This window comes from Propionibacterium acidifaciens (assembly GCF_003798325.1).
In the GTDB taxonomy this organism is placed as follows: Bacteria; Actinomycetota; Actinomycetes; order Propionibacteriales; family Propionibacteriaceae; genus Propionibacterium; species Propionibacterium acidifaciens.
Window position 1 is genome coordinate 819,762 of record NZ_CP033719.1, and the last position, 16,427, is coordinate 836,188.

The window sequence follows — 16,427 nt, forward strand, 5'->3', positions numbered from 1 at the left end:
CTCATGGCAGCGGCACCAGGACGCCAGCAGACTTACCGCCCTCCGCCTTGCGGCGGTGGGCTCTGCACACATGGATCACACCCAACGTCCGGAGTGCGTTCTGGTCGATGTCATCCCAGTCCCCCTCGAGCGCAGGGTGCTCGACGAGCGCCTTGACAGCCGCCAGCCCCAGCGGTTCGCTCCACAGAGGAAGTCTGAGCTCCTCCTCATGGCGGCGCTCTTCACTCACCGTGTGCCAACCGCTGGTCCGCACGCGCGGACCAGCGGCAGTCGTGATCCACAAGGGGTATGACATCAATGCCAACCACGTTGCTCCCGGGACACCGCGCATCTCCGCTTTTCCACGACCGTCCTCACTGCTATCCCAATTAGCCCTGTGATCCAAGTACTCACCAGTGACCCCCGAAACACGTCGCCAGCCGACCAAAGCCTGACGCAGGTAGTCCGGAGTATCGCGCACCAGTTCCAATGGCTTCTGCAGCATTGTGGCCATGGACTGCTTCCCTGAAGGCGCAGCGTATTGGCTTATCGCCCCACGTCCCGAAGGATCGACAACGAGGTCCGTTACCAGACCTGAAATCCATGCCCGCACTGTTGGAGCCGAGGACTGATCCCTGCAGAGCATACCGGTAAAATGTCGTAGCTCGCCCAGTTCCAAGCGCAGACGATCTGGCGCCGCCCCCGGGGGAGGAAATCCTGGAGGACCACCGGGCACTACCACACCCTCAGGCATCGACTCAATGATCTGGGCAAGTCGGGCCACGATGTCGTCGACCGACGGCATCGAGGAGTGAAGCACCGGCGCACGGTCCGCGGCGTCCCAAGACAGCAGGGCATGATCATCAACGAAGTCGCGGATCAGCCGAAGAGTGCCGATGGCGGCAAGGATGGCGAGCGGCGAGTCACCTACCAGAGCGGGGAATTTGACGTCATTCATGATCCCTCCGATGAAACAGTCATGTCTGCGCACCGCACAATGGTCTCCAGCAGGGCGAGACCCCACCTGCCGTATCTGGCGTTGAGTTCAACGAATCTGTCGGCGTCTGCCAACCGGACTCCAGTGGGAAGTGAGACGTGGACGTGGACGTCTTCCACGTCGGCGTCCACGGTGTGCGTTCCCGGGTCGTCGACGGGTGGCAGCAGGGGCCGGTCATGGCCGTGGTGGCTGGCAACCAGATGGCGCAGCAGGTCCTCATCGCCCGGGTAGAGCTCCTCCAGGCTCTGCAAGTGCGCTGCGACGATGGTCTCGGACCATGCCTCGTGTCTGGCACCCCTGGGAAGGCCGCTGAGCCGTAGGGCACGAAGGCGTTGAGCCCTGTCGTCTTGGGGCATTCCCGATTTGGCCAGCGGTTCCTCGGCCAGCTCGGCAGCGATCTCACTGCCACCGAAGAGCATGGCTTGGAACCGCCGGTCGACCTTCCCCAGATCATGCCAGCGTGCGGCATCAACAATGACGCGGCTCAGTTCCTGCGGCAGACCGAGATTGTCAGCGATCTGCCCGCTGCGAGCAGCAACCGCCTTCAAGTGGTCGGCCAGGCTCACTCGCCGATTCAAACTGGAGCTGTCAGCAGGAGTCCCTTCGTCCACGCCCTGCCATGCCTTTCGGGGCGATGACGTGTGGAGAAGCGGGGGAGTCGAAGCGTCGTCGCCGTCAAAGACCACAGCCCCTTGGGAGAGGGCCTTCCGCAGGTCGGTGAGGTCTTCCGCGGTCCAGGGGCTGCCGTCAGCGGGGACGATCTCACCGCTGAGCCATTCACGGACGGTCTCGACCAGGTGCTGCGCTACTTCTTCGCGCTCTGCCGGGTCCTCGGCGTTCAACCAGGCTGCTCTCGATTCCGCCAGTACCGGCGGGGATTCCAGCCCCAATCGGTCGCCGAGCCCGGGGTCGAGTCGGAGCACGGCACGCCCACGGCGCAAAGACGCTAGTTCGGCAACGTCCCTGACGCTCTCGTGATCCACCGGGTTCCATCCGAACCGGTCAAGACCGCCGTAACGGCTGGGCACGACAATGGCGTCCCCAGGCCGCAGGGCCGCGGCCGCGACCCACTGCCAGTCGGCATCGGCCGCGCGACGAAGCACCCGAGCGTCTGACTCGCCCTCGCTGAAGGGGATGTCGCCGAATTCGTCGACGTCCGCCATGACCGACGGCTTCTTGTTGAGAAGCCAGTCCCTCACCGCCCGCAAGGAGAGCTCGGCGCACTCCTCGCTGCGAACGGGCAGCGCATCGACAGCGGCACCCGCCTCCCGGGCCGACAGCAGTTCTCCCATGGCATCGACCAAGCCGTCTCGCCACGCGACGGTGACCTGGGCGGTGGCCTTCTTGATGCCGTGCAGGTAGGGATCGAGCGGCGGATCGTTCGAGGGAGCGGGACCGGTGCGAGCCCACGCATCGAGTTGCGCCGGAAGGAGCACCGGCAGAAGTGGGGGCTCAGCGGTCAGGCCGCTGGGCACATCCACGTGTCGCAGGGCCAGCGGTGACACATCGAGCCTATCGCAGGCAGCAGCACGCAGGAATGCGGCCGTTCTGCTCTTGGCCTGACCGTAAACCGGAGGTTTCTCGGCATTGTCCTCGACGACCGTCACCGTGGCGTCCGAGAAGTCTCCGCGCCGGTTCACCCGTCCGAACCGTTGCACCAAGGCGTCCCACGCAGCGGTCTCGGTGACCATGTCGGTGGCGTCGAGGTCGATGCCCACCTCGATGGTCTGGGTCGCAACGAGGATGACCGACACCGGCGTCTGCTCACGTTCGGCTCCGAACAGTTCGGTGACTCGCTCGGCGATCCGCTCGCGATCCAGCGGACGTGACCTGCCCATGAGCAGCATTGTCTCGGCGACACAGGATGGCTTCTTCCTGGAGATCAAAGCGTCGTGCACCTCACGTGCCCGGTTGACCGTGTTGCACACGACCAGCACCCGTGCCCCGGGCCTACTCGCCAGCTCAGCAGCCCGCCCAGCCACCTCCTTGACGATCGTCTTCTCGCTGGAATCGACGAAACTGAGCGTCTTGGCGGCCCGCAGCCGCCGATCCGCCGTCACGTTGAGACGATGAGCCTCCTCGTCGAACTGGGCACTCCACCCATCGGACTGCTCGACTGCTGTGGCACTCAGGTGGACGATCGACGTGCTCGGAAGACCGAGGACCTCACTGGAATCCAGCTCCGAGGCCGACGCCAACGCCGCCGTGAAGGCCTGAGCGAGGTGCGCCTCATCGATCATGATGACCGAATCCGTTCCCACCAGAGCAGCGTCGATGGGACGCCGCCGAGCACTGACCCCGTAGCCGCGGAAGAACAGTCGACTCCCCACCTGGTCAACGGTGCCGGTAACGATGGCTGGAAGATCGGGGCGCGACAGCCACGCCGCGTCCCACGTCGTGCCCCCGCGCATCTTCACCACGCGCAGTGCAGGATCGCCTTCACGAGCGGACGAAAGGCTCCGTAGTCGCTCGGCGGTCTCCCAGCAGATCGTCCCTCGCTCCGCCTCATCCAGGGCATCGGCGATGAGCCGGCCGTGCTGCTCCGCCTGGTCGACGACGATCCTCCGATCCACCACCATGTAGATCCGGCGGCGCCCCAGGCCAACCGGCGCCTCGCCGCCTGCGCTCATGGCCAGCAGGAAGACGGCGATGTCCAGCATCGAGGTCTTGCCCAGACCCGTCGGTGCGTCGACGAGCGCGGGCCATGCACCCCTTTCGACGGCCTCGGTCACCACCTGGGATTGCCAGGGGAAGGGCGGGTGGCCGTGCACCTGGCGCATGAACGAATCAAAGTCCCCGACGTTCATCGTTGCTCTCCCCCCTTCTCCGGGGCGAAGAGCCCGACCCCGAAGTAGCGGCCGGCGCCGGCGAGAACCGGCCCCTTCACCGGCTGGTCGAACATGACGCGGGCATGGGTGTAGAGACGCCCGCGGCAGCGCTTCGGCAGTTCATCGGGCCTCAAGCGGATGGCCCCCTGGGTCATCGGCTGCTTGCTCAGCTCGACCTCGCGGGGCGCCGGGAGGCCCGCCTGGACGAGGGACGTGGTGGCGGCCGAGGCCAGGTCGCGGTCCTTCGGGTAGCGGTCCAGCACCAGGGGCGTCACCGACACCCAGGTGTGTGAGGGCCCTGTCCACCGCGTGACGGTGGCGCTTCGGGGCAGCGGGTCGTTCGGGGAGTACTGCAGCTCGAAGCTCCCGTGGATACCAGGCACGTAGAGTGACACGCTGTGATTCGGATCACTGCCGAGGATGCCTCGCAGGATGCGCCGCCGCTCGGCCCGGTCCAGCCCGGGGATGGCCACGGCGAGGGCCATCAGTTGCCCGTCAGCATGCTCGTAGCCGGCGAACGGGAGCCCGAGGTAGGCGACGTGCGGCACCCCGGGAAGGCCGTGGCCGTGCAGGGCCGGCGGCAACGGCTCCTCGGTCTGACCCATCACCTTCCGACGGAGCGCCTCCGTGAAACGCCCGACGAGGCTCCCCGGCGGACGCCGGCCGACGAACCTGAGGACGACCAGGTCGGGGTAAGGGGATTCGACGGGTTGCCGGCCCGGAACCTCTTCCTCGGCGCCCGCCTCCCGGTAGGAGCGTCGGGACCGTGCCCCGGCGGCCTGCCAGGCGGGCTGGTCCGCCTCGTGGAGTGCGTCGAGTTCGTCGAGGTAGCCGGGGTAGGGGACTCTGATGCTCGCCGTCCCGGGCCCTTCCACCGGTTCGTAGGTGGTCAGCCCGGGCAGCGGTTCCGGATCCCTCACCCGGCTGAAGATGAGGATGGCCGGGGACGTCGATCGTCCGAGGTACGGCACCCGGCGGGCCAGCCTGTCGAGGCAGGCCAGGGAACCGTCGGACAGCGCATCACCGTCAGGCCAGTCGAACTGGACGCGGGCATCGTAGGGAAGGCTGCCGAAGCGCTGGCGGAAACCGGCGGTTCGAGCAGGATGATTCTGATGCGTGCCCTTCCGCTCCCGAGCATTCGTCACCACATAGCCTCTGGCGCGGTATTCCCCTGCCGCAGAGGCATGGATCAGCGGAGGCGAGAGCCGCTCCAGCTCGGCCAGCGGAGCCAGTTCGTCATCGGCCGCCACTGCCCGCAGGGCCGAGAAGACCCTGGCCGGGTGCGGCGGCCACTCCGCCGCATGGGGGTCATCCCCGCCGCCGGCGTCATAACGCCCGCTCAGCAGCGTGATGTCCAGACGGATGGGCATGTCATTCCCCTGCCGACTCGGCCTTGGTCAGGCTGAAGTCGAGGGCCTCGGCCAAGGGCTCGGACGGGGTGAGTTCCACGGTTTCCAGGTGCAATGGCACCCCGGCCGCCTGGGCCGCGCGAAGCGCCTCGTCGTAGAGCTGAACGGCTCCGTGCGGGGACAGGGAGAACTGCTCCGTCGTTCCGCCACGGCCGATCCACTCCAGTGTCTCGGACTGCGTCACCAGATCGCAGCCGCTGCGCAGCCACAGCCCCGCCTGACCGAAGGCGAGCCGGTCACCCAGCAGCCCGAAGGCGGCGAGCAGGACGTGAGCGGCATCGACGGCTGCGCGGTCGAGGGAGCCGAACCGAATGCGGCGGGTGGCGGTCAGGCTGAGAACGGCGGTGCGAGTCGCCTCGGTGATCGTGACGCCGCCGTGCGTGGTACTCGGGGCGATGTTGCCATGCCCGATCTCACTCAGCTTGGAGTCCTTCTTCTTGTCCGCCATCGGCGAGTACGACCACTCGTCGCCCTCGCCCGTGCGCGACCCGGTGAGGTTCGCCGGGTCCATGCGCCCCGCCCTGCGGACGCCCACCACGGGATCCCAGCCGATCATCTCGCTGCTGTAGATCCGCGGGAACTTGGCCTGCCTTCCCTTCCGATGGCTGTTCCAGCCGCCGTAGACGAGCGTGCCGGGGTCGTATTCGAGCAGCGCCGTCGCATCCGTCAACGAGGAGTTCAGCAGGGCCCGTCCGATCTCGGTGCTGTCGAACTTCGCCCCGTCGAGCCGCGAGTCGCGCCAGTAGGCGTCGAACGCCCGGTGCGGCGCATCGAGCCCCGTGAGCTCGAAACTCGACGCGCCCCTGTGAACGAGCCGAAGCATCGGCACGCGCACAACACCTTGGCGCCATGCCGCAGCCGTGGCCTCCTCACACCTGTTCGCCTGTGCAGGCACCTGGTCCAGGACCGTCGCCCTGCGGACCTCGCCATCACGATCACGCACTCGCTCCTCCATCAGGTATGGCGAAGGATCCGTCGCCGTGGTGGGGAATGTCGGAGGGAACACCCGACTTCCGGGCCCTCCGCTGGGCTGATAGGCAGCCACGATGCGAGCAGCCGCCCACTCCGTGTCCGACAGCTTCTCCTGCAAGGTGCTGAGCGTGAGCTCCGTCATGGTCTTCCCTTTCTCACTGGCCAAGCGCCCTCGAAGCTGGCTCCCCCGCGACCTTCCGGCGGAGGAGCGTCCGAGCGCAGAACGACGCACACAGCTGTCAACGCTGACTGCGCGAGGGCACGTTTCTTTCATACACGCCATGCTCGCGGGCACCACTGACATTTTTCGTGTCCTGCCGGATCCGCCGAGCCGCATCGCCCCACCGGGCCAGCAGAGGAACCGCTCCGTCGACCAGAAGGATCCGCAGCACTACCCTTGTGCAAGCACAATCACCGAGACCAACTGGGAACGGGCCCACCTGGGAAGACGGGGCAGGATCATCGGCTCGCCCAGTCGAGCACCCCACTCACACACGGCGGCCCGAGTCACGTCCGGCCGGGTGACCAAGCTCCTCGACCCGTGGGGACGAAGAGGAGAACCGACGGCGCGAACCTGAAGAAGGCCGTCGGTGTCGACCTCGGGCCTCGGTCCGAGGAGAACGGAGGGGGAGGACTGCTCGATGAAGCACATCTGCATGTACGTCCAGGACACCATGGCCGACTGGGAGCACGGCTATCTGCTGCATGGCGTCTCGCTCCAAGGAGCGACCCCGACGCCAGTTTGCACCATGAGCTTCGCAGCTGATGCGCGCGATGCCGTGACCACGGCGGGCGGAATGAGGATCATCCCCGACGAGACTCTCGCGGAGACTGATGCGGAGGGCATCGACGCGTTCGTCCTGATCGGCGGGGACACGTGGCTCTCGGAGGACAGGCACGCCGCCCTCGACCTTGCAGAAGCCGTACTGGCCGGGGGAGGAATCGTCGCGGCAATATGCGGCGCCACCCTCGGCCTCGCCAGTAGGGGTCTGCTCAACAACCGCAGACACACGAGCAATGCACCAGAACTCCTCGCTGCGATCACCGCGTACCGGGGCAATGACCTGTACGAGGGAACGCCCGCCACCGCGGACCGAAACGTCATCACCGCGGGCTCGGCCGGCTCCCTCCTGTGGGCCAAGCTGATCCTCGAGGAGTTGGAGCTGTACGGCAAGGACGTGCTCGATGCCTGGTTCGACTACTTCAGAACGGCGGACCCGGCGCATTTCACGCGGATGACGAGGGCTCTGGAAGCCGAATAGCTCCGGGAGAGGGAGGCGGCCCGGCCGCCTTCACCCCGCCCGGGTCGGCCCGCGGTTCCGCACCGCGCCCCTCCCCCGCTCTCACAGGAACGCGATCCCGACGCACACGACGGCCAGCAGCGGCAGCACGCCCTGCTTGAGCGCCGCCGGGCGCTTGTCGGGCGAGCCGGCGAACAGCACGACGGCCGCGGCGAGCATCGACCCCGCCCCCGCCAGCATGAGCGCCGCGCCGGCACCGTGCGCGCCGCAGGCCGACAGAGCCACGCCCAGCCCGGTGACGACGGCCAGGAAGAGGTTGTAGAAGCCCTGGTTGAAGGCCATCTCGCGGGTGGCCAGCGCCTCCTCCTCGCTCATGCCGAAGGTGGCACGGGTGCGCCCGCTCGTCCACGCCAACGACTCCATCGCGAAGATGACGACGTGCAGCAGCGCCGCGAGCACCGCGAGAACCGAACCGAGACGAGCATGAGCTTCCTCTCTGACGGAACGGCCGCACGACCGCGTCCCCCGGGGTACAACGCCGCGGGGCCGCCGCCCATTCCGAGCCGGCCCGGCCCGGCCGATCGGACCGGCCCCGCTCCCCCGCGTGGTCCGCCGCCCGCCGGCGCGCCCCCGTCTCAGGGGCGGTGGACGGCGGGGTCGCCCCGCCCGCCCTGCTCCACCGGCATGCTCCAGCGCCCCGCGACGACGTCGATGACCAGGCCGACCACCGCGAAGACGGCGGTCGGCAGGATCCACCCGGTCTGGTCGTTCCAGAGGCCGGTGCGGGCGAGCAGCCTGCTCGGCGCGGTCCAGCCGAGGTCGGACAGGGCTGAGACGAGGCCGAGCGCCGTCGAGCAGACGACGCCCCACCGGTAGGCGGCGCGCAGATGTCCCGGTGCGACGACATCGACGAGCGTCACGAGGACCAGGGTGATGGTGATCGGGTAGAGCAGCAGGGTCAGCGGGGAGACGACCGTGAGGATCGCCGCCAGCCCGAGGTTGGCCAGGACGAGCGAGACGAGGGCGGCGGCCAGCACCTCGCGGGTGAAGCTCACCCTCGGCCACAGGTCGTTCGAGAACTGGCCCCACGCGCTGAGCAGGCCGACGGAGGTCGTCAGGCAGGCCAGCAGCACGATGGCGGCGAAGACGACGACCCCCGCCGTGCCGAGCGAGGAGGCGGCGGCGCTGCGCAGCAGAGCGGTGCCGTCGCCGGCGTCGCCGACGGCGCGCGTCCCGAGCAGCGCCAGCCCCACGTAGACGACGGCGAGCAGCAGGGCGGCGATGATGCCGGACCAACACGTCGCCCTCATGATCGAGCGCCGCGTCGTGATGCCCTGCGATCTCAGCGAGGTCATGACGACGATGCCGAAGACGGTCGCGGCGAGCATGTCCATCGTCATGTAGCCGCGGGTCAGGCCGGTGGCGAACGGGCGGGCGGCGTACTCGCCGACGGCGGTGCGGCCCTGCACGGGCATGCCGATGAGCACGACGGTGCACAGCACGGCGATGAGCACGAGCAGGGCGGGCGTCAGCCAACCGCCGACGCGGTCGGCCATCCGGGACGGCCTGAGCGCCAGCAGCACCGACACGGCGAAGAAGACGAGCACGTGGACGGCCAGCGCCGGACGGCCGGTCGGCAGGCCGAGGAGCGCGAGGACGGGCCGGGTGGCCAGCTCGTACGAGACGGTGGCGACCCGCGGAACCGCGTAGAGGGGCCCGATCGACAGGTTCACAGCCAGCGGCATGAGGACGCCGAAGCGCGGGCCGACGCGCCCCGCGATGCCGGTGATGCCCTCGCCCGAGGTCGACACGGCGATGACGCCGACGAGCGGCATGAGGACGCCTGTGGCGAGGAAGCCGAGGACGACCGGGACGAGCCTCGAGCCGGCCGAGGCGCCGAGCGCCGGCGGGAAGATGAGGTTGCCCGCCCCGAAGAACAGGGCGAACAGCATGAGTCCAGTGGTCAGGACGCGACCTGCGGGGCCGGACTTGGTCGGCACGGGATTCTCCTCGAGCTCGTCGGCGTGAACCCGTAAAGGGTAGGCGCGACCACCCGGTGAGCCGAAACCGGCGCATTCGGCGGCCTCGCCGCTCCGGTTCGGGCGGGCGTCGTTCGTCGATCTCGAGGACGGCTGTCTCGCCGCGCTCACTCCCGTTGCCTTGTTGGTGGCCCCGTTGGAAGGGGTCACGGTCGCCGGGCCCGGCATGACTCGCCGTCCCTGTCGCACGAATGGTCCCGGGGTGTTGTCGCCCCCGTCCCGGGCTGACGTCGTCACCGTCGACGTCGTTCGTCCGAGGCCCTCCATGCCGCGGGCCGGGCGCGCCCGGCGATCTCACACCTTCCGTCCGCCGGCCTCACACCTTCAGCTCGAGCAGCGACTCGATCCGGTCGACGAGGATCGGCGCCATCGTGCGCGCGTAGGAGCCCGAGATGTGGTTGTCGTCCAGGTAGACGTGGACGTTGCCGATGATCGTGCGGCACGTGCCCGCAGAGCAGTACAGGTCGGTGGGGTCGATCTCGTGGAAGCCGGGGATCGTCAGCAGCTGCTCGGCGGGGTCTACCGGCGCCAGGTGGTCGCCCTGGGCGAAGGAGCACCCGCCGTGCGTCGCGTCGTCCGAGCACTCGTAGAGGTCCTGCACCGAGCGCGGGTTGTCGCGGAAGCCGACGACGGTGATGCCGAGCGATGTCAGGTGCTCGACGAGTTCGGCCACGCCGGGCCGCAGCCCCTCGGACGGGAAGTCGGGCGCGGACACCGTCGTGTCGAGCATGACGAGGTCCGGCGGGTCCTCGTCGAGGAGCGTCATGACGACCTCGTTCCTGGTCCGGCAGTCGCCCTCGTAGTACTCGGGCGGCCCGAAGGAGCAGCCCCCCATGAGGTACTGCGCCACGCCGAGGCCGTGGCGCTCGGCGAACAGCTCGGCGGTGGGGATGATCGTCTGCTCGGCGTGGGAGTCGCCGACGACGACGACGGCCGGCCCGTTCCCGTCGGGCGCGGGCATCGAGCTGCACAGCGTCTTCGTCCGGCCGAAGAGCTCGCGCTGCCCGGCCGGGCAGGGGCCGGGCAGATCGGGCACCCAGTTCTCGTGGATCGCCAGCGGCCCGGGAATCGGCCCGGCGGAGCCGTCCTGCCAGCCCTGCTCGGCGACCGCCCCGGCGCCCGGGTGCTCCGGGTCGTCGGCGTCGTTGTTGCGGGCGGCGGCCCGCTGCGCCTCGCGTTCGTTGTCGAAGGCCTTGTCCGCGACCGCCAGCGGGAGCAGGCCGACGGCGAGCGCGACGAGCACGAGCGCGGTCTTCTTGAGCACGACGTGCCCGCCGCCCTTCGGGAAGCGCTGGACCGGCCGGTCGACGAGCCGCGTCATGAGCCAGGCGAGGGCCAGCGAGGCCGCGATGAGGGCACCGCCGCTGCCCGCGTCGAGTTGCGCGCGCTCGGACTGGGCCAGGAAGAGCACGACAACGGGCCAGTGGATCAGGTAGACGCAGTACGACATGTCGCCGAGCGCCGCCAGGGGGCGCCACGACAGCAGATGCTGGACCGAGCCGGGGGTCGGGGACTCCTCGACGAGCAGAATCGCACTCACCGCGAGCATCGGCGCCGCGGCCATGGGCCCCGGGTAGTGACCGATCGGCACGACGCAGTAGACGACGAGCGCGACGAGCCCCGCCCAGGACAGTACCCGGGCGGCGATCCCGCGGGGCCTGATCCACGGCGCGGCGGCGGCGATGGCCGAGCCGAGCGCGAACTCCCAGAGGCGGGCGCGGGTGTCGAAGTAGACGGTCGGGTCGTCCGGCGCGGACGCCAGGAGCCACCACAGCGATGCGGCCGCAAGCACGGCGAACGCCCCCGCGACGATCCTCCGGGGTCTCACGTGCAGCGCCCCGGCCAGCAACACGCAGCAGGTCATGAGCAGCGGCCAGGCCAGGAAGACCTGACCCTGCATCGACATCGACCACAGGTGCTGCAGCGGCGAGGCGACTCCCCGGTCGGCCGCGAAGTAGTCGGCGCTCACGACGGCGAGCCGCCAGTTCTGCCAGTAGGTCACCGAGGCGACGCCCTGCGTGATGAGCTCGTCCCAACGGGTCTGGGGAAGGATCAGCGCGGAGGCGCCGAGGGTGGCCAGGACGGTCACGACGAGCGGCGGCAGGAGGCGTTTGAAGGTGTTCGCCCAGCGCTCGGCGAAGAAGGGCATGCGCCCGGCCTCCGTGCGCCGCACGAACGAGCCCGTCATGAGATAGGCCGAGATCATGATGAAGGCGTCCACCCCGACGGGAGAGCCGACGCGCCAGGCGTGGTAGGCCAGCACCTGCATCATGCACACGGCCCGCAGCCCCTGGATGTCCTTGCGGTGACGCCCGCCGTCCCCGGCTGGGGCGCCCGGGGACGCTCTGCGGCCGGCGTTGTCATCAGAGCTCATCGTCCGCCGCACCCACTCGCTCGGTCATCGCCAGGTCCTCCCGGGTGCGCCGGGCCCGCAGGTGGCGGGTCCGGGACGATCGCCCGGCTGGAAGCACAATGTAGCGGAGAGCCCGGTCCGCCCCCGACAACCGGTGGTCACGACGCGCGGCACCGTGGCTCAGGCCGGCTGGAGGAACGCATCGACCCGATCGGCGAGCTCGGGCGCCATGGCCCGCGAGTAGGTGCCGGTGATGTGGTTGTTGTCCATGTAGACGTAGACGTTGCCGATGATCGTGTAGCACTCGTCCTCGTAGCAGTACAGATCGGTCGGGTCGATCTCGATGAAGCCCGGGATCGAGGTGAACTCCTCGGCCGGGTCGAACTCGGCGAGGTACTGACGCTGGCTGAAGGAGCAGCCGCCGGCGACGGTGTCGGCGGGGCGGCGGTTGGAGCACTCGTACAGGTCGTCGGCCGAACGCGGGTTGTCGCGCACACCGACGACGGTGACCCCGAGGGAGGTGAGGTACTCGATGGCGGCCTGGACTCCGGGGCGCTGGATCTCGTCCGAATGGTCCTGCATCGTCTCGGTGGACTGGAGCATGACGATGTCGGGCGGATCGTCGGTGAGCAGGTCAAGGACGGCCTCGTTGCGCTGCACGCAGGACGCTCGGTAGGCGTCCCAGATGCCGAAGGCGCACGAGCCGGTCAGGTACTCGGTGACCTGCCAGCCGTGGCGGGAGGCGAGCTCGGCCGCCAGCGGGACGATCGTCTGCTGGGCGTGCGAGTCGCCGACGACGACCACCCTCGGCGAGTCCGCGTCGGCTCCGGGCAGGACCGCGCAGTTGGTCTTGGTCCCGGCCAGGAGCGCGTCGTGGTCGGACGGGCAGGCCTCGGGGAAGGACGGCACCCAGTCGTCGTGCAGGGTGAGCGGCCCGGGGATGGGCGAGGTCGTGTAGTCCACGGGTTCGGCCGTGCTCAATGCGGTCGGGCCGGGGAAGCGGGGGTCGCCGGAGGCGTCCATGACCGTGGCGCGCTCGACGGCCCGCCGGTTGTCGAGCACGGCGCGGGTTCCGTACAGAGGGCCGAGGCCGAGGGCCAGGGCGACGGCGACGATGAGGCCCTTCCTCACGGCGAGCCGGTCGCCGGTGGGCCGGTCCTGGGCCGGGCGATCGACGTAGCGGCGCATGAGCCAGGCCAGGACGAGGGACAGCGCGATCGCCCCGAGCGCCCGCCCGGTGCCGAGCTGGGTGCGCCTGAGGACGGACATCGTCAGCACGAAGACGGGCCAGTGGATCAGGTAGACGCAGTACGACATGTCGCCGAGCGCCGCCAAGGGGCGCCACGACAGGAGCCGCTGGACACTGCCCGGCACCGGGGGCACTTCGGCGAGCAGGATCGCGCTCACCGCGAGCATCGGCGCCGCGGCCATGGGCCCCGGGTAGTGGCCGATGGGTTCGACGCAGTAGACGACGAGCACCATGAAGCCGGCCAGCGACAGGACGCGCGCCAGGTTGCCGCGGGGCCTGATCCACGGCGCGGCGGCGGCGATGGCCGAGCCGAGCGCGAACTCCCAGAGGCGGGCGCGGGTGTCGAAGTAGACCGTGCGGCCGGCGGGCGCGTCGGCGACGAGCCAGTGCAGCGAGACAGCCGTGAGCGCGGCGAATGCAGCGAGGATCACCGGGCGCGGCCTGATGTGCAGCGCCCCGGCCAGCAACACGCAGCAGGTCATGAGCAGCGGCCAGGCCAGGAAGACCTGACCCTGCATCGACATCGACCACAGGTGCTGCAGGGGCGAGGCGGCGCCGCGGTTGGCGGCGAAGTAGTCGGCGCTCACGACGGCGAGCCGCCAGTTCTGCCAGTAGGTCACCGAGGCGACGCCCTGCGTGATGAGCTCGTTCCAGCGGGTGCGCGGCAGGATCACCATGGACGCCACGATGGTCGCGAGGACCGTTGTCACCAGCGGGGGCAGCAGACGCTTGAAGGTGTGGGCCCAGCGCTCGGCGAAGAAGGGCATGCGCCCGGCCTCCGTGCGCCGCACGAACGAGCCCGTCATGAGGTACGCGGAGATCATGATGAAGGCGTCCACTCCGATGGGAGAGCCGATGCGCCAGGCGTGGTAGGCCAGCACCTGCATCATGCACACGGCCCGCAGCCCCTGGATGTCGCGACGGCGGGGCCTCGTGGCGCTGTTCTGCACGGGTGCCTCCGGGAGCGCGCCCACGAGCAGGGTGACAGAACTGCGGACCACTCAGACACCAATCTCTCGGGGCCGGATACGGCCGCCCGCGGGCGACCGCGCGGCGCTTCAGGGGGTGACGCCGCTCCCGGATGCTCCCCCGACTCTAGCGGACGCACCGCCGCCGGCTCGACCGCAGGCGGTTCGCGGACGCGCGGAGTGGGCGCGCGGAGCAGGACGACGGGTCTGCGCCGGCCGGGTCGCGACGTCGGACGCGCAGCAGACGTGCGGGGCCGGGCGTGAACCTGCAGCGGGATCCGGATCGCCCGGACCCAGGCGATCCGCGGACGCGGAGAAGAGCACGCACCACCGGCCCCGGCCGATCACCATGTCGGAGGCGGTTCGCGGACGCGCGAGGGGCGGCCCGACTCCCCCGCAGCCCACCCACCACGAGGGGGAGAGGCAGAGCTTCGGCCCGTGGACGATCCCGGTGTCGCCATGCCCGTCCTCCACCGCTCGGCGACAGGGGCGCGGGGCCAGGCTGCACACCGCACACCGCACCCCCGCTCTCCTTGCGCTCGGCGACAGGGCTCAACGCAGTGCGTCTTCGGTGGACGCTCTGGAGCATCCTCCTCCCGCGTCCGGCGACTGCACGCCGAACTTGCACTGCGCAGCCGGGCGGAACCCAGCACTGATCGGCGCATCCGCCATCACCGCCGTGCTCGACACGATCATCCTCGTCGACGTCACGCGCGGGGACCTGCTCGCAGCGGGCACGCAGGCACCGCTGCGCTCCGCCGACGCGATCCACCTCGCCACGGCGCTCCGACTCGGCGTCGACGAGATCGTGACGTACGACATCGGACTCACTCGCGCAGCAGAGGCGGCAGGCCTCCGCATCGTCGCCCCGGCGTGACGCGACCACCATTCAGTCACCCCGGGGCGGACGTGGGCCGCGCGCCGGGTTCACGGCGTGTTGCGCCTCGTGGATCCCTGCGGTCCCGGTCTTGAGGGTCTCGTCGCGCACGCTCCTGGCCGACGGCGGGCGGGACCGGGCCGCGTGGAAGGCGGACGGGGCGATCCTGACCCCGGCGCCGGTCAGCGGCTCGCGGATCGGCCAGGCCCGGGGATCCGCTCTGCTGTCATGGATGGAGGAGTCGATGACCCCTACCGGCGGCCTGGCTCCGCCCGGGCCGGAACACGCGCTCGTCTTGCGCAGGATCTCGTCGGCCCGCCCCAGCCCGCGGTTCCCGGCCTCCAGGGCCCGGATGCGCCCGGGGCATCGGCCGTGGTGGTCCCGGCCCTCCCACCGGCGTCGATCTCGGCCCTCCTGACCCGGGCCCGCAGCGCCTCGGGATGGACCCCCGGCTCATCGGCGACCCTCTTGACCGCCCCCTTGGGCCCGTCAGGATCCCGACGGGCCTGCACGGCCATCCTCGTGGCCCGCCCACGCAACCCGGCGGGACACTTCCTCGGGCGCACCCATGACAGTGACCCCTCCATGCATTCACTGCCCCCACCAAACCCGGGACGCAGCATCACTCCAGGCTGGTTGTCGGGTTCGGTTGGGTCTGCGGGGGTGGTCGGCTGGTGGGCGGTGGGGTTTTCCACAGGTCTTCCGGTGGTGGGGCGGGCATGGGACGATGGCGGTGTCGTGTGCTTCCCGCCCCCTGTGGAGGTTGTTCCGTGAGTCGGCGATGGTGCCGGGCTGTGGTCCTGGGTGTGTTCTGCGCGGTGGTCGTGGTGTCGGCGTGCGGCCGACAGGGGTCTGCCGGCCCGGCGTCGTCGGCGTCGTCTGTGTCGGTGTCGGCGTCGTTGTCCCAGGACGAGTTGTACGCGGAGGCCGAGCGGGTCTACCGGGCGTATTTCGAGTTGGAGCAGCGGGCTTTTCTCGAGGGCGGGGTCAATGGTGTCCCCGTCGAGATGAACCAGTACATCATGGGTTGGTACGCGAAGTCGGAGAACACGGTCCTCGCCCAGATGGCCGAGCGTCGTGTGCGGATGCAGGAAGGGACGCGGTCGCAGTACACGGTCCTGGAGCAGGTGCCCGATGACCCGCCCTCGGATTCCCTCGTCTCCCTGAGCGTGTGCATCGACTCCACGGCGAGTCCCCTCGTCGACGCCGACGGGAATTTCGTGGCCGGCGGATACGACTTGAGCAGAGTGTTTTTTAAATATGATGTCGACGGCAAACTAAAGATCTACTCCAGCAACGAAGGAACGACTGATTCATGCGAAGAAAACTGACTTTCAGCATCATTTTAGCGGGGTGCAGTCTCGCCCACGTCGTGTTTCCCGCCATCACCTACGGGTGTGATTCTACCTCATGTTCTGACGACACGCGATCCAGGTTCGATGGTTCTGTGTCGACGTCTGATTCTGGTTCTGATTATTCGGTGTCGGCGTCGGATGCTTATCGGTCTGCCGGTGA

The 16,427-nt window shown here is 69.3% G+C and carries 11 protein-coding genes; 3 read left to right on the forward strand and 8 right to left on the reverse strand.

The window, feature by feature from the left end; all coding sequences use genetic code 11:
* Position 1 precedes the first annotated feature (1 nt).
* From EGX94_RS03495 to cas7g, 4 genes are read right to left on the reverse strand one after another with little or no spacing between them, the layout of a single operon-like run.
* Complete coding sequence (locus EGX94_RS03495) at positions 2–937, reverse strand: type I-G CRISPR-associated protein, Cas3-extension family (RefSeq protein ID WP_123825901.1); 936 nt, start codon at positions 935–937, stop codon at positions 2–4.
* Positions 934–3,783, reverse strand: a complete 2,850-nt coding sequence (cas3g, locus tag EGX94_RS03500; RefSeq protein ID WP_021798694.1) for a type I-G CRISPR-associated helicase/endonuclease Cas3g — start codon at positions 3,781–3,783, stop codon at positions 934–936. The genes EGX94_RS03495 and cas3g overlap by 4 nt, the downstream gene beginning before the upstream one ends.
* Positions 3,780–5,174 (reverse strand): type I-G CRISPR-associated protein Csb2, encoded by a 1,395-nt coding sequence (csb2, locus tag EGX94_RS03505; protein ID WP_021798711.1) that lies wholly within the window; start codon positions 5,172–5,174, stop codon positions 3,780–3,782. The genes cas3g and csb2 overlap by 4 nt, the downstream gene beginning before the upstream one ends.
* Before the next feature lies 1 nt (position 5,175).
* Positions 5,176–6,522 (reverse strand): type I-G CRISPR-associated RAMP protein Csb1/Cas7g, encoded by a 1,347-nt coding sequence (gene cas7g / locus EGX94_RS03510; RefSeq protein WP_081660886.1) that lies wholly within the window; start codon positions 6,520–6,522, stop codon positions 5,176–5,178.
* Positions 6,523–6,826: 304 nt separating this feature from the next.
* On the opposite strand from cas7g, the gene EGX94_RS03515 reads away from it, so the two are divergent.
* Complete coding sequence (locus EGX94_RS03515; protein ID WP_028707280.1) at positions 6,827–7,447, forward strand: DJ-1/PfpI family protein; 621 nt, start codon at positions 6,827–6,829, stop codon at positions 7,445–7,447.
* An 81-nt stretch (positions 7,448–7,528) separates the two neighbouring features.
* Here EGX94_RS03515 and EGX94_RS03520 read toward each other — a convergent pair whose 3' ends face one another.
* From EGX94_RS03520 to EGX94_RS03535, 4 genes are all read right to left on the reverse strand, one after another.
* Positions 7,529–7,885, reverse strand: coding sequence for a DUF1304 domain-containing protein (locus tag EGX94_RS03520; protein ID WP_028707281.1), 357 nt, complete (start codon positions 7,883–7,885; stop codon positions 7,529–7,531).
* Positions 7,886–8,061: 176 nt separating this feature from the next.
* Positions 8,062–9,426: a branched-chain amino acid transport system II carrier protein gene (brnQ, locus tag EGX94_RS03525; RefSeq protein WP_051383760.1), complete on the reverse strand. Its 1,365-nt coding sequence runs from the start codon at positions 9,424–9,426 to the stop codon at positions 8,062–8,064.
* A gap of 355 nt (positions 9,427–9,781) precedes the next feature.
* The gene (locus EGX94_RS03530) at positions 9,782–11,839 is read right to left on the reverse strand and encodes an acyltransferase family protein (RefSeq protein ID WP_081707348.1); all 2,058 of its coding nucleotides are present in this window, start codon (positions 11,837–11,839) and stop codon (positions 9,782–9,784) included.
* A gap of 159 nt (positions 11,840–11,998) precedes the next feature.
* Entirely contained in the window at positions 11,999–14,017 is a 2,019-nt protein-coding gene (locus EGX94_RS03535; protein ID WP_051383758.1) for an acyltransferase family protein, read from the reverse strand.
* A 697-nt stretch (positions 14,018–14,714) separates the two neighbouring features.
* Here EGX94_RS03535 and EGX94_RS03540 point away from each other — a divergent pair.
* Together EGX94_RS03540 and EGX94_RS03545 are read left to right on the forward strand one after the other, a co-directional pair.
* Positions 14,715–14,912 carry a PIN domain-containing protein gene (locus EGX94_RS03540; protein WP_051383757.1) on the forward strand — a complete coding sequence of 66 codons (198 nt, stop codon included), beginning with the start codon at positions 14,715–14,717 and terminating at the stop codon, positions 14,910–14,912.
* 887 nt (positions 14,913–15,799) lie between these two features.
* Entirely contained in the window at positions 15,800–16,243 is a 444-nt protein-coding gene (locus EGX94_RS03545) for a hypothetical protein (RefSeq protein ID WP_123825777.1), read from the forward strand.
* Positions 16,244–16,427 lie beyond the last annotated feature (184 nt).